Origin of the sequence: Albidovulum aestuarii, assembly GCF_029961185.1 — a bacterium.
GTDB lineage: Bacteria > Pseudomonadota > Alphaproteobacteria > Rhodobacterales > Rhodobacteraceae > Albidovulum > Albidovulum aestuarii.
Genome location: NZ_JASBQQ010000002.1, coordinates 418190 through 438866 on the forward strand (window position 1 = coordinate 418190; position 20677 = coordinate 438866).

Genomic DNA, 20677 nt, shown 5'->3' on the forward strand with positions numbered 1-20677 from the left:
ACCATGACCCGCACCGTCCTGGAATCGAAATCGAAAACCGTCGTCATCGGCTTTGACGAGCCGTTCTGCGTGATCGGCGAGCGGATCAACCCCACCGGGCGCAAGAAGCTGGCGGCCGAGCTTGAGGCGGGCAACTTCTCCACCGTCGAGAAGGACGCGCTGGAGCAGGTCGCCTGCGGCGCGATGGTCCTCGATGTAAACGCGGGCGTGGTTTACAACTCGAACCCCAACCCCAATGAGACCGAACCGCCGCTGATGACCAGGATGATCGAGATCGTCCAGGGGCTCGTCGATGTGCCATTGTGCATTGACTCGTCGGTACCCGGCGCGCTGGAAGCGGGTCTGGCGGCGGCGCAGGGCCGTCCGCTCCTGAACTCTGTCACCGGTGAAGAGGACCGTCTGGAACTCGTCCTGCCGCTCGTGAAGAAATACAACGTGCCGGTCGTGGCGATCTCCAACGATGACACCGGCATTTCCGAAGACCCGGATGTCCGCTTCGAGGTGGCCAAGAAGATCGTGCAGCGCGCCGCCGATTTCGGCATCCCGGCGCATGACATCGTGGTCGACCCGCTGGTGATGCCGGTGGGCGCGATGGCGACCGCTGGCCGCCAGGTCTTTGCGCTGGTGCAGCGCCTGCGCGAGGAACTCGGCGTCAACACGACTTGCGGCGCCTCGAACATCTCGTTCGGCCTCCCGAACCGGCACGGCATCAACGCCGCCTTCCTGCCGATGGCGATCGGCGCGGGCATGACCTCGGCAATCATGAACCCGGTCCGTCAGGTGGAAATGGAGGCGATCCGCGCCGCCAACTTCCTTTCGGCCCACGACCCCAACGGCGGTGAATGGATCCGCTTCGCCAAGGTTCTGGAAGCCGTCGAGGGCGGCATGAGCTTTGCCGAGGCTTCGCAATCGCAAAGCCAGGCTGCCTCGGGCCGCCGCGGCGGCCGCCGCGCCCGCGGCTGATACCCGTCAACCTGATCTGAAAAGGCCCCGGCTCCGACCGGGGCTTTTTCATTCGCCTACACGTATTACATCCATTTCCGATCCGGGCACGCGATGCCGCGGATGCGTAGTCCCGGAACCTTCGCCAGTCCGGTGACCGGGCAAAAGAAAAGGCCGGGGAAATCCCCGGCCTTCTTTGACTTTCCTGCCGTTGGCTCAGGCGCCGCGGGTCTTGGCGACTTCGGCTGCGAAGTCTTCCTTTTCCTTCTCGATCCCCTCGCCGACAGCAACGCGGGCGAAACCGGTGATCTCGACGCCGGCATCTTTGGCCGCCTGGGCCACAGTCACGTCCGGGTTGATCACGAATTTCTGGCCGAGAAGGGTGACCTCCTCGAAGAACTTCGCCATCCGGCCAACGATCATCTTCTCGATGACTGCTTCAGGCTTGCCCGACTCGCGAGCCTGTTCGGTCAGAACGGCCTTTTCACGCTCGACGAGCGACGGGTCGAGGTCGGCCTCGGACAGCGAGGCGGGCGAGGTCGCGGCGATGTGCATCGCGATCTGCTTGCCAATGCCGCTGTCCGCGCCCTTCAGACCGACCAGAACGCCGATCTTGCCCATGCCTTCGGCAGCGGCGTTGTGGACGTAGGATACGACCGAGTCGCCCGTGACCGAGACCATACGGCGGAGCGTCATGTTCTCGCCGATCTTGGCGATGGCGGCTGTGACCTTCTCGTCCACGGTCGCGCCGTCAACCTCGGTCACCTTCAGCGCGTCGAGATCAGAGGCGCTGAGCGCGGCATTGGCGATCGACGAGACCATGGACTGAAACTCTTCGTTCTTTGCAACGAAGTCGGTTTCCGAGTTCACCTCGACAGCCACGCCCTTGCCGCCCGAGACGGCGACGCCGACGAGGCCTTCGGCAGCAACGCGGCCGGATTTCTTGGCGGCCTTTGCAAGGCCCTTGGTGCGCAGCCAGTCAACGGCGGCATCCATGTCGCCATTGGTTTCGGTCAGCGCCTTCTTGGCGTCCATCATGCCTGCGCCGGTGGATTCGCGCAGTTCCTTCACCATTTGTGCGGTGATAGCCATGTCGGCTCTCCTTCGAAGATTTATCAGCGGATCAGGCGGGGACTATCCCCGCCCGATGAAAATCATGTGACAGCGGGGACGTAACCCCGGCCCTTGTCTCAGGCTTCGGCGGCGGCCTCTTCGGCCACGGCTTCCTCGGCCGGGGCCTCATCCATCGCGCCAATGTCGATGCCAGCGGCACCCATCTGGGCGGTCATGCCTTCAAGGGCGGCACGGCTGACGAGGTCGCAGTAAAGCGCGATGGCGCGGGCGGCGTCGTCGTTGCCCGGGATGATGTAGTCCACACCTTCCGGCGAGCAGTTGGTGTCGACGACGGCCACGACCGGGATACCCAGCTTCTTGGCTTCCAGGATGGCGAGGTCTTCCTTGTTCACGTCGATGACGAAGAGCAGATCGGGAACCCCGCCCATTTCGCGGATACCGCCCAGCGAGGCTTGCAGTTTCGCCTGCTCGCGCTCCATGCCGAGGCGCTCTTTCTTGGTCAGGCCTTCGGCGCCCGAACCCAGAACCTCGTCGATGTTCTTCAGGCGGCTGATCGACTGGGAAACGGTTTTCCAGTTGGTCAGCGTGCCGCCCAGCCAGCGGTGGTTCATGTAGTACTGCGCGCATTTCTCGGCAGCTTCGGCGATCGGCTTGGCAGCCTGACGCTTGGTGCCGACGAAGAGGATGCGGCCGTTCTTGGCCACGGTTTCGCGGATGACGTTCAGCGCCGCGTCCAGCATCGGGACGGTCTGCGTCAGGTCGATGATGTGAATGCCGTTGCGGTCGCCGTAGATGTATTCGCCCATCCGCGGGTTCCAGCGCTGGGTCTGGTGGCCGTAGTGAACGCCGGCTTCCAGAAGCTGACGCATAGAAAATTCAGGCAGTGCCATGTCCGTTTTCCTTTCCGGTTTCTACCTCGGCGAAGCCAATCAGGGATCTCTCCCAACCGGCGGACCATTCGGGGATGTCTCCCCCGAGGGCCCAAGCCTCGCCTGTGAAGTGGCGCGCGTATAGTCCGGAAACCTTGCGGGCGCAAGCCCCCCTTGACATTGCCGGGGGGCGAGCATGCGCGGGACGCGCCTTGCTAAAGGGCGTGAAGCCAGCCAATCAGCGGCATAAGGGCCCGCGCGCGGTTCAGTGCCTCGTCCACGGCTTTGTCGGTGCCGATCCAGCCGGGCATCATCCGCCCCTCCATCGTGCGGGCGACGATACCCTTGTAGCGCAGCAGGTAATCCCAGTCCGGCGCGGGATCAAAACCCTTCGGAATATTCTTCAGATGCGGCTCGTCGAGATGGCAGCCCACAGCGGCCGCCTGTTCAAGCGCCACCAGCAACGCATCCCGCTCGGCTGCTACCTTCAGCCGGTCGCGATAGCGCGCCAGAACCGGTCCGTCGAAGCCCCAGCGCCCGGCGCCGCAGCCCACGCCATCCGCATCCAGCACAAAATGAAAGCCCGCCCCCCGCGTCGGGTGATCCCCCGGCCAGAAGATCAGGTGCAGCATCGGTTCATAGGGAGACTTGTCAGCCGAAAACCGGACATCCCGGTTGATCCGGCGCAGTGAACCGTTGAGCTTCGCCTCGGCCTTCAGGCCCGGCTCCATCGCTGCCATGCCGGGTCGCAGCGCCTCGATGAAATCCAGCGCTGGTTTTTTCCAAAACGCCTCGTACCGGTCGCGATTGGCTTCGAACCAGCTGCGCTTGTTGTTTTCCTTCAAGTCGGAAAGAAATGAAAAGGTCTCGGGGGAAAAACCGTTGAAGGGCGGCAAGGCTGCCTCCTTGAGTTGCTTTGCGGTTATGACAACGACACTATGCATATCATCTTTTCCGACCCCGAGAGGAGCCCGCGATGCCAATCGCAGAGTTCATGCGCAACCTTCCGGCTATCGACATCCCCTTTCTGGACGACGTCGTTTCCACCAACGTGATCCGTTCGGAACACGGGCTGGCGGTATTCTTTACATTCCACACAGCGGTTGATCTGCCCGCCCACTCACACAAAGCCCAATGGGGTACGGTGCTTCAGGGTGAGATTGAGTTGACCATCGAGGGCGACACCCGCACATACCGCCCCGGAGAGACCTATTCGATCCCTTCGGGGGCGACCCACTCCGCGCGGATCACGGCCGGAACGGTGGTACTAGATGTCTTTGAAGAGCCTGACCGCTATCCCCTGCGCGGCTGACGTCGCGCCCGGCTTGCAGTATCCCGGCTTTCACGGCAAAGGACGGGAATGACACTCCGTCCCGACATTCTCTGCATCGGCTCGGTCCTCTGGGACATTATCGGCCGCACGCCTGCCCATATGGGCGCGGGCGCCGATGTTCCGGGCCGCATCACCCGGCTGCCGGGCGGCGTGGCGATGAACATCGCGATGACGCTCGGTCGCTTCGGTCTGCATCCGGCGCTTCTGACCGCCATCGGCCGCGATCCCGAGGGCGATGAACTGGTCGCCGCCTGCGCACGGATGGGGCTGGTGACCGATCACATCTACCGCTCCGACGATCTGCCGACCGACCGCTACATGGCGGTCGAGGGGGGTAACGGGCTGATCGCGGCGATTGCCGATGCACATTCGCTGGAGGCCGCAGGGGACAAGATCCTGCGCCCGCTCATGGACGGCACGCTCGGCGGCACGGGCGAACCATGGTCCGGTCCCATCGCGCTTGACGGCAACCTCACCACCGGGCTTCTGGCCGATATCGCCCGGTCGGAGGCTTTCACCGCCGCCGATCTGCGCATCGCCCCCGCCTCGCCCGGCAAGGCCGAGCGTTTGCTGCCGTTGCTGCCGGTCCGAAACGCGACGCTCTATGTGAATCTCGAAGAGGCCGGCCTTCTCTGCCATCGCCGCTTCGACACTGCGCCTCAGGCGGCTGAGGCCCTGATCAACCGAGGCGCGGCGCGGGTTCTGGTCACCAACGGCGGCCAGACGACCGCCGACGGCACTGCGGATGGCGTCGTCGCAGCCGAGCCACGCCCGGTCCTGGTCACCCGCGTGACAGGCGCGGGTGACACCTTCATGGCGGCCCATATCGTCGCCGAAACCAGGGGAGCGAGCCGCGAGGACGCTCTGCGCGACGCGCTCGACGCCGCCGCCCATTATGTGTCCGGAGATATCGGATCGTGACCGACCTGCCCCTCACATTCTCACCCGAAGTCACCGAAGCCCACGCCAATGGCGCCCCGGTTGTCGCGCTGGAATCGACGATCATTACGCATGGCATGCCCTACCCGCAGAACCTTGAAACGGCGCACCGGGTAGAGGCCGAAATCCGCGACCACGGCGCCGTGCCTGCCACCATCGCGGTGATGAAGGGCAAGCTGCATATCGGCCTGACCCCGGATGAACTTGAAAGGCTGGCGCAGGCCAGCGACGTGATGAAACTGTCGCGCGCAGACATCGCCGCCTGCCTCGCGCAGGGCCGGACGGGGGCCACAACCGTCGCCGCGACGATGATCGCCGCGCATCTGGCAGGCATTCACGTCTTCGCCACGGGCGGCATCGGCGGCGTGCATCGCGGCGCTGAAACCAGCTTCGACATTTCGGCCGATCTTCACGAACTGGCCCGGACCCCTGTCAGCGTTGTCGCGGCGGGTGCCAAGGCGATCCTTGACCTGCCGAAGACGCTGGAAGTTCTGGAAACCCTCGGCGTGCCGGTCATCGCCTACGGACAGGATGATTTTCCCGCCTTCTGGTCACGCTCCTCGGGTCTCGCAGCGCCCCTGCGGATGGACCGAGCATCGGAAATCGCCGCCGCCCACCTGATGCGCGCGCGTCTCGGACTCGACGGCGGCCAACTGATCGCCAATCCGATCCCTGAGCCGGATGAAATCGCCCGAGATCAGATAACACCGGTCATCGAAACCGCGCTCAAGGAAGCCGAGGCGCAGGGCATCGCCGCCAAGGCGGTGACCCCCTTCCTTCTTTCACGCATTTTCGACCTGACCGACGGCCGCTCGCTCAAGGCCAATATCGCCCTTGTTCTAAACAATGCCCGTCTCGGCGCGGCCATCGCGACCGAAATCTCCCGCGCCACCTGACCCCCCCATTGTCGGCAGGGTGCGAAGCCCCTACATTCGCGTGGGGACGGGGACAGGAACCATGAGCGCGGACAAAGACGGACACGAACACGGCATGCTCCAGCCGCCGCGCAGGCGCGGCCTGCTGGCGCGGTTCCGCGCGAACTTCCTGACCGGTCTCGTCGTGATTGCCCCCATCGGGCTCACGCTCTGGCTGATCTGGTCCGTCACCGGCTGGATCGATGGCTGGGTCCTGCCCTTCGTCCCGGACAAGTACCAGCCCCACCGGATCCTGCACACGCTCTTTGGCGTCGACTACGTAATCAACCTGCGCGGCATCGGCGTCATCCTCGCGCTGATCTTCACTGTCTTCGTCGGCTGGGTCGCCAAGGGGCTGATGGGCCGTTCGCTGATCGGTTGGGGGGAAAGCCTTGTCGACCGGATGCCGGTCGTGCGCTCGATCTATTCCGGCGTAAAACAGGTCGCCGAAACGGTGCTGAGCCAGACCGAGTCGAAATTCGACAAGGCCTGCCTCATCGAATACCCGCGGCAGGGTATCTGGGCCATCGGCTTCGTCTCCACCGCCGCCAAAGGCGAAGTGCTGGCAAAACTGCCTGATGACGAGGTGATGACCGTCTTCCTGCCGACGACGCCGAACCCGACCTCAGGCTTCCTGCTCTACCTGCCCAAGCGCGACGTGAAGTTCCTCGACATGTCGGTCGAGGACGCCGCGAAACTCGTCATCTCGGCGGGGCTGGTCTATCCCAACGGCAAGGACAAGGCACCGCCGCCCGACGGTCAATAACCGTTTCAGGCAATCAGCAGCCCCGGATCGACGCTCGACTCGCGGTTGAGTTTGTCCCCGTGACGCGCAAGAAAATCGTCTGCCGCGGCCCGCCCCGCCGCCTTCAACTCCCACAGAAGACCCGGATGGGGCGCAAGCTTGCTGCGCGCATTCAGCCGATTCATCAGCCCGTCATCGGCGATGAGATGCAAAAGCACATCCTTCATCGCGCCTTTCTCCATCCGCCCCTCGGCGATCAGCCGCTTGGCAAATCGGATGGCCCGCAATTCGCCCAGGAGAGACGCGTTGAAGCTGATCTCGTTGATCCGGTCGAGGATATCCTGCGCCGAGCGCGGCAGGCCCTCGCGCTGCTGGGGGTTGATGCTCACCACCACGATATCGTCCGGCAGGTCAGGCGCGTAGAGCGGAAAGAGCGCGGGATTGCCAGTATAGCCGCCGTCCCAGTAGGCCTCCATCCCGCCCGTCTCCGGGTCCGGCAGCTCCACCGCCTGAAAGATGGTCGGCAGGCAGGCCGAGGCGAGGATCGCATCGGTGGAAATCTCAACCCCCGAAAACACCCGGATCTTCCCGGTCTGCACATTCGTCGCGGCAACAAAAAACGCGGGACCTGACGCTCCGCAGACAAGGTCAAAGCGAAACTGCTCGACGACACGTTCCAGCGGATTGCTGTAGAACGGACCGTAATCGTAGGGGCTGAACAGTCGCGTGAATGTTTCCGCCGGTGAAAACGGCGCGAACCGGTCGGTCATCTCTTCCCAAAGACTGGTCGCGGGCAGAAACGCCCGAAACCAGCCCGCGAGCCGCATATCGCCGACCGCGCCAACCTGCGCCCAGAGCCAGTCGAGGTTGTCCCGCGCGCCCTGCCGTCCGCCCATGGCCAGACCCGCCTTCAGCGCGGCCCCGTTCAGCGCCCCGGCCGAGGTCCCCGATATCCCGGCGATCTCGATCGTCTCGTCTTCCAGAAGCCGGTCGAGCACGCCCCAGGTAAACGCCCCATGCGCACCGCCACCCTGCAACGCAAGATTGATCCGTCTGACAGACATCGCGACGCCGATTTCCCTTCTTCTTGACCGAATTACTCCGGGGGTCGTCAATTGGTGCGCCATTGGTTCAAGAACCAATGGACGACGGGCAGCGCCCCCGGCGGGTCGGCCCGGCGTCAGCCGGGACGAAACCGGATCAGAGCGCGGTCCACCCGCCATCGACCGAAATGGTCGTGCCGGTGATCTGCGCTGCGGCCTTCGAACACAGGAACACGGTCGTGCCGCCGATCTCCTCAACCGTCGCGAACTGCTTGGAAGGCTGGCGCTGCAACATCACCTCGCGGATCACCGTATCGCGGTCCATCCCGTGCACCTTCATCTGGTCGGGGATCTGCGCCTCGACCAATGGCGTCAGAACGTAACCCGGGCAGATCGCATTGCAGGTGATCCCCTGCCCCGCCGTCTCCAGCGCGACGGTCTTGGACAAGCCCACAACCCCGTGCTTGGCGGCGATATAGGCCGACTTGTAGGGCGAGGCGGTCAGGCCATGGGCCGAGGCGATGTTGACGATACGCCCCCAGCCCGCCGCCCGCATCTTCGGCAGCGCGGCCGCCGTCGTATGGAAGGCGGAAGACAGGTTGATCGCAAGGATCGCATTCCACTTCGCGACCGGGAACTCATCGACCGGGGCCACGTGCTGGATCCCGGCGTTGTTGACAAGGATGTCGCAATTCCCGGCGGCCTCGACGAGCGCCCGGCATTCATCGCCGTCCGACATGTCAGCCTTGATGTAGCGCGCACGCACCTTGAACTCCTTGGCGAGTGCCGCCGCCAGAGCATGATCTTCATCCCGGTCGGTGAACGAGTTCAGCACCACGTCCGCCCCGCCCCGCGCCAGTTCCCGCGCGACACCAAGGCCGATGCCGGAATTGGATCCGGTGACGATGGCGGTCTTACCCTTCAGCTGCATGATTGGCCCCGTATCTTGTTGCGTCGCGGCAAGACTACATGCTGCGGCAGCAAAGAACAGGGTGATTCCCGCATCACGGGCAAGGCACCGCCGACACCGCAAAAACCCAAGAAAAAAAACGCCCGCACGAAGCGGGCGTTAAGTTATTGAGGCAGGTTTCATACAGGCAAGAAACCTATCGAGCAGTGCCTTCTTTATACGCGGTCCTTCGCCACCGGCCAAGCTAAAAGTTTGAAAAGGCTGGAAAGCCCGGCTAGCTTCACCGCCAACGAAGAACGGGCAGCGGGGATTGTCTACGAAATGAGACCGGTTTTATTCACATGGCTACATTGGATCGCGTTCGCTGCCGTCTTTCTTCTTACCGCGCCATCCACCCATGCCGAGCCGCAGCATGGCATAGCTATGTATGGACGCCCGGCCCTACCACCCGATTTTGTGTCGCTGCCTTACGCCAATCCCGATGCGCCGAAAGGCGGGCGCATCGTCTTTGGCGAACCGGGCGGCTTTGACTCCCTCAACCCCTACATTCTGAAAGGCTCCGCTCCCTGGGGGCTCGGGCTTCACACCGTCGAAAGCCTGATGGGCCGCTCGATCGACGAACCCTTTACGCTCTATGGCCTTCTCGCCGAATCGGTGGAGACGGATGAGGCCCGGACGTGGGTCGAATTCACGCTTCGGCCCGAAGCGCGTTTCTCCGACGGCAGCCCGGTGACCATCGACGACTTGATGTGGAGTTACGAGACCCTGGGCACCAAGGGACATCCCCGCTACCACACAGCCTGGGCGAAGGTCGCGAAGATGGAGCAGACCGGCGAGCGTTCGGTGCGCTTCACCTTCAACACCGAGGACCGGGAACTGGCCCTGCTGATGGGCATGCGCCCGATCCTGAAAATGGCGCAGTGGGAGGGAAAGACCTTCGAGGACGCCGCGCTCGACGTGCCGACCGGTACCGGCCCCTATGTGGTCGCCGGGTTCGAGCCGGGTCGTTACATAACCTTCAAACGAAATCCCGACTACTGGGGCAAGGATCTGGCCTTCAACCGGGGCCAGCATAATTTCGACGAGATCCGTTACGACTATTTCGGCGACGGCGATGTGGTGTTTCAGGCCTTTACTGGCGGCGAAACCTCCAGCCACCGGGAAACCAACTCCGCGAAATGGGCCAGTCACTACGACTTCGCCGCGATCCAGTCGGGCGAGGTGGTGAAGTCCGAGATCGAAAACCAGCGCCCCTCGGGCATAACCGGTTTCGTCATGAACACACGCGAACCCGTCTTTGCCGATTGGCGGGTGCGCGAGGCGATGCTTCTGGCCTTCAATTTCGAATTCATCAACCAGACACTGAATGGAGGTACTGAGCCGCGCATCCTGTCCTATTTCTCGAACTCGGTCCTTGCCATGGGCGCTGGTCCGGCGACCGGAAAGGTGGCAGACCTCCTCGCCCCCTTCGCCGCCGACCTGCCCCCGGGCACGATCGAAGGCTACGCCCTGCCCGAGGGCAATGCCGACCGTGCCGTCGACCGCGGCAATCTTCGCAAAGCGACGAAGCTTCTGGAAGAAGCAGGCTGGACCGTTCACGGCGGCACGTTAACGAACGCCGAGGGCAAGCCCTTCACCTTCGAACTCCTGCTGGCTTCGGGCGCGACAGAAACCCAGTCCATCGCCGATATCTATATCGAGGCGCTGAAGAACCTCGGCATCTTCCCGACCGTCACCACGGTCGACAGCGCCCAGTACAAGGAGCGCACGAACAACTACGAATTCGGCATGGCCTGGTACACCCGCGCGCTGTCGCTGTCCCCCGGCAATGAACAGTTCCTTTACTGGGGGGCAAAGGGCGTCACTGAACCCGGAAGCCGCAACTGGATGGGCATGAACTCCCCCGCCGCCGAGGCGATGATCAAGGCCATGGTCGAAAGCCGCAGCCAGGAAGATTTCATCGCCGCCACACAGGCCCTCGACCGCGTGCTGACAGCAGGGCGCTATGTCATCCCGGTCTGGTTCTCGCGCGTCTCGCGCATTGCCCATTCCTCGCATCTTCACTACCCGGACCGAATTCCGCTATACGGGGACTGGCCGGGCTTTCAGCCTGAAACATGGTGGTATGAGGAATAGAGCATGAAGAAACTGGTCCTTGTCGCGCTGCTGACCGCCCTTGCGGCATGCAATACCGTCGCGGGCGTCGGCGACGATGTCTCGGGTGGCGCGCGCACGGTGCAAAGCTGGTTCTGATCCGGCCTGTCCCTGTCGCAATGCCGTTACACTATACGTGTATCGCGTGCGCGATTGACAGCGTCAGGAACGACCAATGAACATTCTCGTCCTTTGCACCGGCAACTCAGCCCGGTCGGTTCTTCTCGAAGTGATCCTGAACGCGGAGTCCAATGGCCGCATAAAGGCGTTCTCGGCCGGATCGCAGCCGAAGGGTGATGTTCACCCCGAAACTCTGGCGCTGCTTTCCCGGAAGGGGCTGCCGATGACGGGTCTGCGATCGAAATCCTGGGATGAATTTTCAGGGCCCGACGCGCCGGCCATGGATGCGGTGATCACCGTTTGCGGCTCTGCGGCCGCAGAGGCCTGCCCTATGTGGCCCGGCACACCCATCCGCGCCCATTGGGGCGTCGAGGACCCGGCCGCCGCAGCAGCGGATGACCAGCCTCGCGCGTTCGAAGAGGCCTATTCGCAATTGCGGGCCTATGCACGCGCGTTTCTCAAGCTGCCATTTGAAACGATGGAGCCTGAACAGCTTGGCAGAACCCTGCGGCTGATCGGAGCGTCCTGAATGCTGCGCCGCCTTGCCGCCGAAGCCCTCGGCACCGCCTTTCTGCTGATCGCCGTCGTCGGATCTGGCATCATGGCCGAGACGCTTGCGGACGGGAACGTGGCGCTGGCGCTTCTGGCCAATTCAACCGCGACCGGTTTCGCGCTTTACGTTCTGATCACCGCGCTCGGCCCGGTTTCGGGGGCGCATTTCAATCCCGCCGTCACGCTCGCCTTCGCGCTGATGCGACAGATTACGCCCGGAATGGCGCTGGCTTACGTGGTCACGCAGATCCTCGCCGGGATCGCCGGAGTCTGGATCACCCATGTGATGTTCGCGCAGGAAATCCTTCAGGCCTCCACCACCGCGCGCACGGGCACCGCGCTCTGGGTCGCCGAGATCGTTGCCACTTTCGGCCTCCTCTTCGCGATCCTCGGCGGGCTGAAACAGGCGCCCGCGCAGGTGCCTGCGCTGGTCGGCGCCTATATCGCCGGGGCCTACTGGTTCACCGCTTCGACAAGTTTCGCCAACCCCGCCGTCACCATCGCGCGCGGCTTCACCGACACCTTCGCGGGGATCGATCCGGCCCATATCGCGGCCTATATCGCCGCGCAGATCGTAGGTGCTGTCATCGCCGCATTTTCTTTGCCCCGGCTCTTTTCTGTCTGAGCGAACAGGTGCAGACTGGACCCCGGAACGACCGGAGGTCTTACGATGAAATGGCACCATGTTCAGGAAAACTGGTCCGCCTTCTACGAGGCGATCATCGACAAATGGCCCGATGCCGACGAGGCCGAACTGGATGAGATCGACGGCGACCAGCGCGCCTTCATCCTCTACATCGCGGAACTGACGGAACAAGAACCGGGCGACGCCCGCGAAGAGATTCGCGAATGGCTCTCTGGTGAACTGCCCTCCGACGTCGTGATGGACCCTCGCCACGACGACCAATCGATCCGGCTGTCGGGCAAGTACCTGCCCGAGGGCGAAGATGAATACGACGACGATGCCCGCTATGGCGATGATGGGCCGAACGAGTAGGCAAGACAACGTTTTGGGCAAAAGCGTTTCGGTTTCGCCGTGAGGTGGAACACCATCACTCTTCGACGCGCAACCACTCCGCTATTCCACCGGGCAGTTCCGGGCGAAAATAGGCGATGATCCGGCCGTCCTCCGGCGCTGCTGCCCCGACCTGCCACGGGCTGATCCCGTGCAAGGCCAGACGGTGGATCAGCACGGCTTCACCCGGCCCGGCATGCAGAACCACGCGGGGACAGGTGGCAAAGACCTCGCGCCGGGCGGCGTGATAGACGTTAGTCACATCGACATCCGGCCAATCTGCTGCGGCATAACCCGCGAAGGCCTCGCGAAAGGCGCGTGCCATGATCCTGTGGCTGCCTTCCCAGATGACCGGCGGGCTTGCCCCTTCACCCGTCTCCGTCAGCGGCAGGCCTAGGATATAGGCATGCGGTTCGCGGACCATTCGCCGCCTTTCGGGACCGACCGGCAAAATTCCATCGATATGGGCCGCGTCGCGGGTCAGCCGGTAGGTATAGGCCGCATCGCTTTCCGCCTCCCATGGCTGCGGATAGCCGGGATAGACGGCCGATAGCTGCGCCCGGTGGAGTGGCAGCATGCCGTAAAGCGCGGCAATTGCGGACATGGCCGCGCCCTCCAGCGCAACACCTCCGACCGCCGCATCGGACTCGTTTGGCAGAAGGTCAAGACCGACATCCCATGTCCCGCCGCAGCGCAGCGGCTCGGTGCTCTGCGCCAGCGCCTCCCGCGCCAGAGGCAGCGCCGCGCTTGCCCAGCGTGCGATCGCCGGATCGGGCCCGAACCGGGCCCAGCCCCGCGCCGCAAGCCCGGCTACCACCCTGCTGCCTTGCGCAGCATGTTGACCGCAACCAGGGCGAGGAAGACCGCGAAGACCCGTTTCAGCGGTTTCGGGTCCATCGCATGGGCAAGCCTGACCCCCCATGGCGTGGTGATCAGCGTCATGGCGATGATCACCACGAAAGCGGGCAGGTTGACCGCCCCGACCGTATAGGGCGGCCCGCCCTCGACCTGCGTCAGAAGGAACCCGGCGACCGAGGGCACCGCGATCACCAGACCGAACCCCGCCGCCGTCGCCACCGCCCGGTGGATAGGCGTGGCGTAAAGGCTCATCAAGGGCACGCCGAACGACCCGCCGCCGATACCCATAAGGACCGAAAGGAAGCCCACGAGCGGTGACAGCACCGCCCTGCCTGCCCCGATCGGCATGGCCGACCCCAACCGCCACTCCGACCGACCGAGGCCGAGGTAGAAGGCCACGACCAGCGCCAGGCATCCAAAGATCGCCTGCAGCGCGGGCGTCCTGAGCTGCGCCACCGCCAGAACGCCGAGCACGGCGCCGATGGCAATCCCCGGCGCCCAGCCCTTCAGGATCGCCCAGTCGACCGCGCCCTTGCGGTTATGGGCCAGAACCGACCGGATCGAGGTCACGATGATGGTGGCAAGCGAGGTGGCAAGGCAGACCTGCATCAGGTCCGGCCCATGATAGCCGAGCCCGGAAAACGCGTAGAAGAACGCAGGCACGAGGATGATCCCGCCCCCAACCCCCAGAAGACCGGCGATCACGCCCGCAAAGGCACCGATTGCCAGCAACAAGGCCAGCATCGGCATGAGTTCCCCTATTTCTGGCATTCCGATCCCTCTCGCCCATTCTTAACGCCAGATAGCCGCTTTGCCGGAAATTGGCCAGATCAGTTGACCGGATAGACGCGCGATCAGGACGCCAAGGCGGCCATCGGCTCAAGCGCCGCGTCGATCACCTCCAGCCCCGCACCCGGCCGGTTCGCGCGCTCGGACAACACGCGCCGCCAGCCGCGCGCGCCGGGCTGGCCGTGGAAGAGGCCCAGCATGTGGCGGGTGATCTGATGGAGCCGCCCGCCACCTTCCAGATGCCGCGCGATATAGGGCCGCATCCGCTCCACCACCTCGAACCGGTCAGGCGCGGGCTCACCGCCAAAGATGCGGGCATTGGCCCCGGCCAGCACCTCGTAAGGCTCGTGATAGGCAGCGCGCCCGATCATCACCCCGTCGAGCCCCTCGGCCAGAAACGCCTCGGCCTGATCCAGCGTGGTGATCCCGCCATTGACCGAGATATGCAGATGCGGAAATGCCTGTTTCATCGCCATGACCAGTGGATAGTTCAAGGGCGGAATATCGCGGTTTTCCTTCGGGCTCAGCCCCTGAAGCCAGGCCTTACGGGCATGGATCTGGAAGCGGGTGACACCGGCCGCCGATACGGTCTCGAGAAAGGCCGGCAGCACTTCCTCCGGCACCTGATCATCGACCCCGATGCGGCATTTCACCGTCACCTCGACAGGCGAGACCGCGATCATCGCCGCGACACACTCGGCCACAAGCGCGGGCCGCTCCATCAGCACCGCGCCGAAACATCCCGACTGCACCCGGTCCGACGGACATCCGACATTGAGGTTGATCTCGTCATAACCGAAATCGCCCGCGATCCGCACCGCCTCGGCCAGTTCCGCCGGATCAGACCCGCCAAGCTGAAGGGCCACAGGATGCTCCGCCGCGTCGAACCCCAGAAGCCGCGCGCGATCGCCATGGATCACCGCAGGCGCGGTGACCATTTCGGTGTAAAGCAGGGCCTCGCGCGACATGAACCGGTGAAAGTAGCGACAGTGACGATCCGTCCAATCCATCATCGGCGCAATGGACAGACGCGCCGCGCGCCGGACCTTTGCGTCCTCAGGATTGCTGCCGATCTTCGCCGCCGTCATCATTCCCATCTTTCCGCCGAACCCGGGCGTCCCAATCTCCCCGGCGCCGCACCATGTGGCACCGAAAGCGGCTCATAGCATCATTGCCAAGGGAAACGCCACCGCAACCGCCAGCCTTGCCCGGACCATAGCCTCCTGCAAACCCAATAAAAAACGCGCGGGCCAAAGCCCGCGCGTTCCCCTCTCACCTGAGACAGGCCTTATTGCAGCGCCTTGTCGGTGATCGCATGGGTCCAGGCCCCTTCCGGCGCCTTGGAGATCACCGGGTCCGAGCCGCCGCCCAGAAGAGTCGCAACCGTCCGCTCATAATCCGCCGGATCAAGCGCGCCGTTCGATCCCGCCGTCAGCTTGGCAATCTCGCCCATCATGCGCTTCTGATGACCTTCGGTCTGGGCACCCGTCTCGTCATTGTCGAGAACGATCATCGCCGCCTCGTCCGGGTTCTCCTCGGCCCATTTCCAGCCCTTCATGCTGGCGCGGACGAAGCGCACCATCTTGTCCTCGAAGGCCGGGTCGGCAAGCTTGTCTTCCAGCACGTAAAGCCCGTCCTCCATCGTCGCCACGCCCTCGTCCTGATACTTGAAGGTGACGAGGTCATCGGGGCTGATACCGGCGTCAATCACCTGCCAGTATTCGTTGTAGGTCATGGTCGAAACGCAGGCGGCCTGCTTCTGCAGCAGCGGATCGACGTTGAAGCCCTGCTTCAGCACCTCGACCCCGTCGGCCCCACCGGTCGTCGGAATGCCAAGCGTCGCCATCCAGTTCAGGAACGGGTACTCGTTGCCGAAGAACCAGACGCCCAGCGTCTTGCCCTTGAAATCTTCGGGCGAGGCCACGCCCGATTCCTTCAGGCAGGTCAGCATCATGCCCGACGACTTGAAGGGCTGCGCGATGTTCACCAAGGGCAGGCCCTTTTCCCGCGCGGCGAGTGCTGCCGGCATCCATTCGACCGTCACATCGGCCCCGCCGCCCGCGATCACCTGCGTCGGCGCGATATCCGGGCCGCCCGGCAGGATGGTGACATTCAGGTCTTCCTCGTCGTAAAAGCCCTGCTCCTTGGCCACGTAATAGCCCGCGAACTGGGCCTGCGTGACCCATTTCAGCTGCAGCGTCACATCGTCCGCCGCCCATGCGCCGCCCGCCATCAGGCTCAGCGCCGCAGCACTCATCATCAGTCTTTTCATTGTCACATCCTCCTTGTTGTCGTTACCGCCCTCTTTGCGAGGGATGCCAGAAAGTGGCCGCGCGTTCGAGCGTTGCCACCAAACCGTAAAATGCCGAACCGGCCAGGGCCGCCACGGCAATCTCCGCCCAAACCATGTCGAGCGCAAGCTGTCCGACGGCGGTGGAGATGCGGAACCCCATCCCCTTGATGGGTGAGCCGAAAAATTCAGCGACGATGGCGCCGATCAGGGCAAGCGTGGTCGCGATCTTCAGCCCGTTGAAGATGAAGGGCATCGCCGCAGGCAGGCGCAGCTTCATCAAGGTCTGCCAGTAGCTCGCCGAATAGGTCGCCATCAGGTCGCGCTGCATCCGGTCGGTGGCGGCAAGCCCCGCCACCGTGTTCACGAGGACGGGGAAGAAGACCATGACGACGACGACGGCCGCCTTCGACTGCCAGTCGAAGCCGAACCACATTACAAGGATCGGCGCGATGCCGACGATGGGCAGGGCCGCCACGAAATTGCCGACAGGCAAAAGGCCCCGTTGCAGAAAGGGTGAGCGGTCGATCATGACAGCCGTCAGCACCGCCGACCCGCAGCCGATCAGGTAGCCCGACAGCGCGCCCTTGAGGATCGTCTGCACGAAATCGCCCCAAAGGATCGGGACCGACGATTTCAGCGTCCCCCAGATCACCGAGGGCGCAGGCAGGATCACGCCCGGCACATTGAGCCCCCGCACAATGCCCTCCCAGAGAATGAGCAGCGTCACGCCGAAAAGCGCCGGGACAAAGAGCCTGACCGCCCTGGTCTTCGCCACCGGCTGCCGCGCCAGCCAGGCGTTGAAACCCCAGGCCGCCAGCCAGAAGAGTATCGCGCCCCAAAGCCAGTTCATCGCGCCATCCCCATGCGGGCCAGAACCGATCGCTCAATCACCCCGATGATCACGACGAGCCCCGCCGCCAGCGTCGCGGCGGCGAAAAGCGCCGCCCAGATCTGCACGGTCTGACCGTAATAGCTTCCCTGCAACAGCCGCGCGCCCAACCCGGCGACGGCGCCCGAAGGAAGTTCAGCGACGATCGTGCCGACGACGGCGGCGGCGACGGCCACTTTCAGCGAGGCGAAGAGATAGGGCATGGAGGCCGGAAGGCGCAGTTTCCAGAAGGTCTGCCCGCGCGACGCATTGTAGGTCGACAAGAGATCAAGCTGCATCCCGTCGGGGCTCCTCAGCCCCTTCACCATGCCGACGACGACAGGGAAGAAGGTCAGATAGGCCGCGATTACCGCCTTGGAAAGCAACGGCGGCACGTTCAATGGCGGCCCGCCCAGCACCACGATGACCATTGGCGCAATGGCAAGGATCGGCACCGTCTGGCTGGCAATCGCCCAGGGCATCACCGACATGTCCATCGCCTTGTCATGCACGATCCCCACGGCCAGCAGGATGCCAAGCCCGGTGCCGATGGCAAAACCCAGCATCGTGGCCGAGAAGGTGATCCAGCCATGATAGACAAGGCTGCGTTTCGAAGTGATCTTCTGCCCCGCCACCCCCTGCCAGAGGCCCAAGGCCACCTGATGCGGCGCGGGCAGGACGGGCCGCTCCTGCGCCATCGTATCGGAAACCATCTCGGAGAACGAAATCTCAACCCCGGCCCGCGCCGCCTGATCGTAGCTCCACTGGCTGTTCAGCCAGACCGTCGCACCGTACCAGAGCGCGATGATGGCCGCGACGACGGCGAGGATAGGCAGAAGCGATCTCACACCGCCTCTCCCTTCACCTGTTCCAAAATATCCTCGGGGCGAGTCCCCGATGCAATCGGGGACCGGGGGGCAGACAGCCCCCCGTCTGCGGTCGCATCCGTCCCGACGCCTGCCATACGCCTGCCATACGTTTTGCCGACGCTCGCCAGACCGGGTTCAGACCTCATCGCCATGCCCCGCCCTGAGACCTTCACGCACCCGGTGCGCGATCTCGATGAACTCTTTCGAATCGCGGATGTCGAGCGGCCGTTCCTTCGGCAGCGGGCTTTCGATTACATCAGTGATCCGCCCTGGCCGCGGGCTCATCACCACGATCTTGGTCGACAGATAGACCGCCTCGGGGATCGAATGGGTGACGAAGCCAATGGTCTTTTCTGTTCGCGCCCAGAGCTTCAGAACCTCCTCATTCAGCTTGTCCCGCACGATCTCATCGAGCGCGCCGAAAGGTTCGTCCATCAACAGGATATCGGCATCAAAGGCCAAAGCCCGGGCGATGGAGGCGCGCTGCTGCATGCCGCCCGACAACTGCCAGGGGAACTTCTTGCCGAACCCTTCAAGATCGACCAGCGCCAGCACCTTCTCCACCCGCGACGCTTGCTCGGCCCTGGAAAACCCCATGATTTCAAGGGGAAGCCGGATATTCCCGGCAATCGTCCGCCAGGGATAGAGCCCTGCCGCCTGAAACACATAGCCATAGGCCCGTGCCTGCCGCGCGGCATCGGCGCTCATTCCGTTGACACTCAGCGTGCCTTCCGTCGGGTGCTCCAAAGCGGCGATGGCGCGCAGGAAGGTGGTCTTGCCACAGCCCGACGGGCCGATGAAGGACACGAAATCGCCCTTCTCGACCGTCAGGTTCACATCCTTCAGGGCATGGACCGGGCCGTCATTCGTCTGGAACGTCAGCCCCAGCCCCTTCGCCTCGATCACCGGCGATGTTGCGGCGGTGTCCTTCACCTCAGACCCCGCTCGCCGGAATGCCCGTCCGCTGCACCGGACGCGGGGAGGTCAGTTCCTTCCAGCTCGACAGCGCCTTGTTGACCGGGTTCCCGGCCTCGCGACGGACGAATTCGCCATGCCCCTCGCGGGTCTCGACCTTGCCGTCATTCACCGCGACGACCCCACGGGTCAGCGTGTAGCGCGGCAGGCCCTTCACCTCGTGGCCCTCGAAGACGTTGTAGTCGATGGCCGATTGCTGCGACTTCGCCGAAATCGTCTTGGTGCGCTCGGGGTCCCAGACCACCAGATCGGCATCCGCGCCGACCAGAACCGCACCCTTTTTCGGATAGCAATTCAATATCTTGGCAATGTTTGTTGAAGTGACCGCCACGAACTCGTTCGGCGTCAGTCGGCCGGTATTGACCCCATGGGTCCAGAGCATCGGCATCCGGTCCTCCAGCCCCCCGGTCCCGTTCGGGATCTTGGTGAAATCGCCGACGCCAAAGCGCTTCTGATCGGTGGTAAACGCACAGTGATCGGTCGCGACGACCGAGAGTGAGCCCGACTGAAGCCCGGCCCAGAGGCTGTCCTGATGCTTCTTGTTGCGGAAGGGCGGGCTCATCACCCGGCGGGCGGCATGGTCCCAGTCCTTGTTGAAATACTCAGATTCATCCAGCGTCAGGTGCTGGATCAGCGGCTCGCCCCAGACCCTTTTGCCCTGCATCCGCGCCCGGCGGATCGCCTCATGCGCGTCCTCGCAGGAGGTATGCACCACGTAAAGCGGCACGCCCGCCATATCGGCGATCATGATGGCGCGGTTGGTGGCCTCGCCCTCGACCTGCGGGGGCCGCGAATAGGCATGGGCCTCGGGGCCCACATTGCCGTCGGCCAGCAGTTTCGCGGAAAGCTCAGCCACCACGTCGCCATTCTCGGCATGGACGAGCGCGATGCCGCCCAGTTCGGCGAGCCGCTTGAAGGAGGCATACATCTCATCGTCATTGACCATCAAGGCGCCCTTGTAGGCCATGAAATGCTTGAAAGTGGTGATGCCCTCCTTCTCGATCACACTCTTCATCTCGTTGAAGACCTGCTCGCCCCACCAGGTCACGGCCATGTGGTAGGAATAGTCGCAATTCGCCCGGCCCGACTTGTTGTGCCACATCTGAAGCGCGTCATGCAGCCCCTGCCCCGGCGCGGGCAAAGCGAAGTCGACGACCATCGTGGTGCCCCCCGCCAAGGCCGCGCGGGTGCCGGATTCGAAATCGTCGGTGGAATAGGTGCCCATGAAGGGCATCTCCAGATGCGTATGAGGATCGATCCCCCCCGGCATGACATAGCAGCCGGTGGCGTCCAGTTCCTTGTCGCCCTTCAGGTTTTCGCCGATCTGGGCGATCCTGCCGCCCTCGATCAGCACATCCGCCTTATAGGTCAGATCGGCGGTGACGATGGTGCCGTTCTTGATGACTGTGGTCATT

At 63.8% G+C, this 20677-nt stretch carries 23 protein-coding genes; 10 read left to right on the forward strand and 13 right to left on the reverse strand.

Features of this window, described 5'->3' with window-relative positions:
* Positions 1-3 precede the first annotated feature (3 nt).
* On the forward strand, positions 4-963 hold the full coding sequence (locus tag QKW60_RS06800; protein WP_282367474.1) for a methyltetrahydrofolate cobalamin methyltransferase: 960 nt from the start codon (positions 4-6) through the stop codon (positions 961-963).
* A 195-nt stretch (positions 964-1158) separates the two neighbouring features.
* Here the strand turns inward: QKW60_RS06800 and tsf are convergent, their stop codons facing one another.
* The 3 genes from tsf to QKW60_RS06815 all read right to left on the reverse strand — a co-directional run bounded on the left by tsf (position 1159) and on the right by QKW60_RS06815 (position 3829).
* The gene (gene tsf, locus QKW60_RS06805; protein ID WP_282367475.1) at positions 1159-2034 is read right to left on the reverse strand and encodes a translation elongation factor Ts; all 876 of its coding nucleotides are present in this window, start codon (positions 2032-2034) and stop codon (positions 1159-1161) included.
* A 98-nt stretch (positions 2035-2132) separates the two neighbouring features.
* Entirely contained in the window at positions 2133-2906 is a 774-nt protein-coding gene (gene rpsB / locus QKW60_RS06810; protein WP_282367476.1) for a 30S ribosomal protein S2, read from the reverse strand.
* Between the two features lie 194 nt (positions 2907-3100).
* Entirely contained in the window at positions 3101-3829 is a 729-nt protein-coding gene (locus QKW60_RS06815; protein ID WP_282367478.1) for a DUF2461 domain-containing protein, read from the reverse strand.
* Positions 3830-3861: 32 nt separating this feature from the next.
* Between QKW60_RS06815 and QKW60_RS06820 the strand changes: the two genes are divergently transcribed.
* The 4 genes from QKW60_RS06820 to QKW60_RS06835 all read left to right on the forward strand — a co-directional run bounded on the left by QKW60_RS06820 (position 3862) and on the right by QKW60_RS06835 (position 6837).
* Complete coding sequence (locus QKW60_RS06820) at positions 3862-4197, forward strand: cupin domain-containing protein (RefSeq protein ID WP_282367480.1); 336 nt, start codon at positions 3862-3864, stop codon at positions 4195-4197.
* A 48-nt stretch (positions 4198-4245) separates the two neighbouring features.
* Positions 4246-5139 carry a PfkB family carbohydrate kinase gene (locus tag QKW60_RS06825; protein ID WP_282367482.1) on the forward strand — a complete coding sequence of 298 codons (894 nt, stop codon included), beginning with the start codon at positions 4246-4248 and terminating at the stop codon, positions 5137-5139.
* A complete protein-coding gene (locus QKW60_RS06830; protein ID WP_282367484.1) occupies positions 5136-6053 on the forward strand; it encodes a pseudouridine-5'-phosphate glycosidase in 918 nt (305 codons plus the stop codon). The genes QKW60_RS06825 and QKW60_RS06830 overlap by 4 nt, the downstream gene beginning before the upstream one ends.
* A 61-nt stretch (positions 6054-6114) precedes the next feature.
* A complete protein-coding gene (locus tag QKW60_RS06835) occupies positions 6115-6837 on the forward strand; it encodes a DUF502 domain-containing protein (protein ID WP_282367486.1) in 723 nt (240 codons plus the stop codon).
* A gap of 5 nt (positions 6838-6842) precedes the next feature.
* Here QKW60_RS06835 and QKW60_RS06840 read toward each other — a convergent pair whose 3' ends face one another.
* Both QKW60_RS06840 and QKW60_RS06845 read right to left on the reverse strand, forming a co-directional pair.
* Complete coding sequence (locus QKW60_RS06840) at positions 6843-7880, reverse strand: patatin-like phospholipase family protein (RefSeq protein ID WP_282367488.1); 1038 nt, start codon at positions 7878-7880, stop codon at positions 6843-6845.
* A gap of 136 nt (positions 7881-8016) precedes the next feature.
* Positions 8017-8790, reverse strand: a complete 774-nt coding sequence (locus QKW60_RS06845) for a 3-hydroxybutyrate dehydrogenase (protein WP_282367489.1) — start codon at positions 8788-8790, stop codon at positions 8017-8019.
* A gap of 300 nt (positions 8791-9090) precedes the next feature.
* Here QKW60_RS06845 and QKW60_RS06850 point away from each other — a divergent pair, with 300 nt between their 5' ends.
* The 5 genes from QKW60_RS06850 (at position 9091) to QKW60_RS06870 (ending at position 12592) form a co-directional block, all read left to right on the forward strand.
* A complete protein-coding gene (locus QKW60_RS06850; protein WP_419762649.1) occupies positions 9091-10905 on the forward strand; it encodes an extracellular solute-binding protein in 1815 nt (604 codons plus the stop codon).
* 3 nt (positions 10906-10908) lie between these two features.
* The gene (locus QKW60_RS06855) at positions 10909-11022 is read left to right on the forward strand and encodes an entericidin EcnA/B family protein (protein ID WP_282367490.1); all 114 of its coding nucleotides are present in this window, start codon (positions 10909-10911) and stop codon (positions 11020-11022) included.
* 76 nt (positions 11023-11098) lie between these two features.
* On the forward strand, positions 11099-11572 hold the full coding sequence (locus QKW60_RS06860) for an arsenate reductase ArsC (RefSeq protein WP_282367492.1): 474 nt from the start codon (positions 11099-11101) through the stop codon (positions 11570-11572).
* Positions 11573-12220 carry an aquaporin gene (locus QKW60_RS06865; protein WP_282367494.1) on the forward strand — a complete coding sequence of 216 codons (648 nt, stop codon included), beginning with the start codon at positions 11573-11575 and terminating at the stop codon, positions 12218-12220.
* Between the two features lie 45 nt (positions 12221-12265).
* Positions 12266-12592: a hypothetical protein gene (locus QKW60_RS06870; protein WP_282367495.1), complete on the forward strand. Its 327-nt coding sequence runs from the start codon at positions 12266-12268 to the stop codon at positions 12590-12592.
* A gap of 55 nt (positions 12593-12647) precedes the next feature.
* Here the strand turns inward: QKW60_RS06870 and QKW60_RS06875 are convergent, their stop codons facing one another.
* From QKW60_RS06875 to hydA, 8 genes are all read right to left on the reverse strand, one after another.
* On the reverse strand, positions 12648-13427 hold the full coding sequence (locus QKW60_RS06875; protein ID WP_282367496.1) for a hypothetical protein: 780 nt from the start codon (positions 13425-13427) through the stop codon (positions 12648-12650).
* The gene (locus tag QKW60_RS06880) at positions 13421-14239 is read right to left on the reverse strand and encodes a sulfite exporter TauE/SafE family protein (RefSeq protein ID WP_282367497.1); all 819 of its coding nucleotides are present in this window, start codon (positions 14237-14239) and stop codon (positions 13421-13423) included. The genes QKW60_RS06875 and QKW60_RS06880 overlap by 7 nt, the downstream gene beginning before the upstream one ends.
* Positions 14240-14322: 83 nt before the next feature.
* Positions 14323-15345, reverse strand: a complete 1023-nt coding sequence (gene dusA, locus QKW60_RS06885; protein ID WP_282367498.1) for a tRNA dihydrouridine(20/20a) synthase DusA — start codon at positions 15343-15345, stop codon at positions 14323-14325.
* 200 nt (positions 15346-15545) lie between these two features.
* Positions 15546-16529: an ABC transporter substrate-binding protein gene (locus QKW60_RS06890; RefSeq protein ID WP_282367499.1), complete on the reverse strand. Its 984-nt coding sequence runs from the start codon at positions 16527-16529 to the stop codon at positions 15546-15548.
* A gap of 22 nt (positions 16530-16551) precedes the next feature.
* Positions 16552-17400: an ABC transporter permease gene (locus tag QKW60_RS06895; RefSeq protein WP_282367500.1), complete on the reverse strand. Its 849-nt coding sequence runs from the start codon at positions 17398-17400 to the stop codon at positions 16552-16554.
* Complete coding sequence (locus QKW60_RS06900; RefSeq protein ID WP_282367501.1) at positions 17397-18266, reverse strand: ABC transporter permease; 870 nt, start codon at positions 18264-18266, stop codon at positions 17397-17399. The genes QKW60_RS06895 and QKW60_RS06900 overlap by 4 nt, the downstream gene beginning before the upstream one ends.
* 156 nt (positions 18267-18422) lie before the next feature.
* Positions 18423-19220, reverse strand: coding sequence for an ABC transporter ATP-binding protein (locus QKW60_RS06905; RefSeq protein ID WP_282367502.1), 798 nt, complete (start codon positions 19218-19220; stop codon positions 18423-18425).
* Position 19221: 1 nt separating this feature from the next.
* Positions 19222-20676, reverse strand: coding sequence for a dihydropyrimidinase (gene hydA, locus QKW60_RS06910; protein WP_282367503.1), 1455 nt, complete (start codon positions 20674-20676; stop codon positions 19222-19224).
* Position 20677 lies beyond the last annotated feature (1 nt).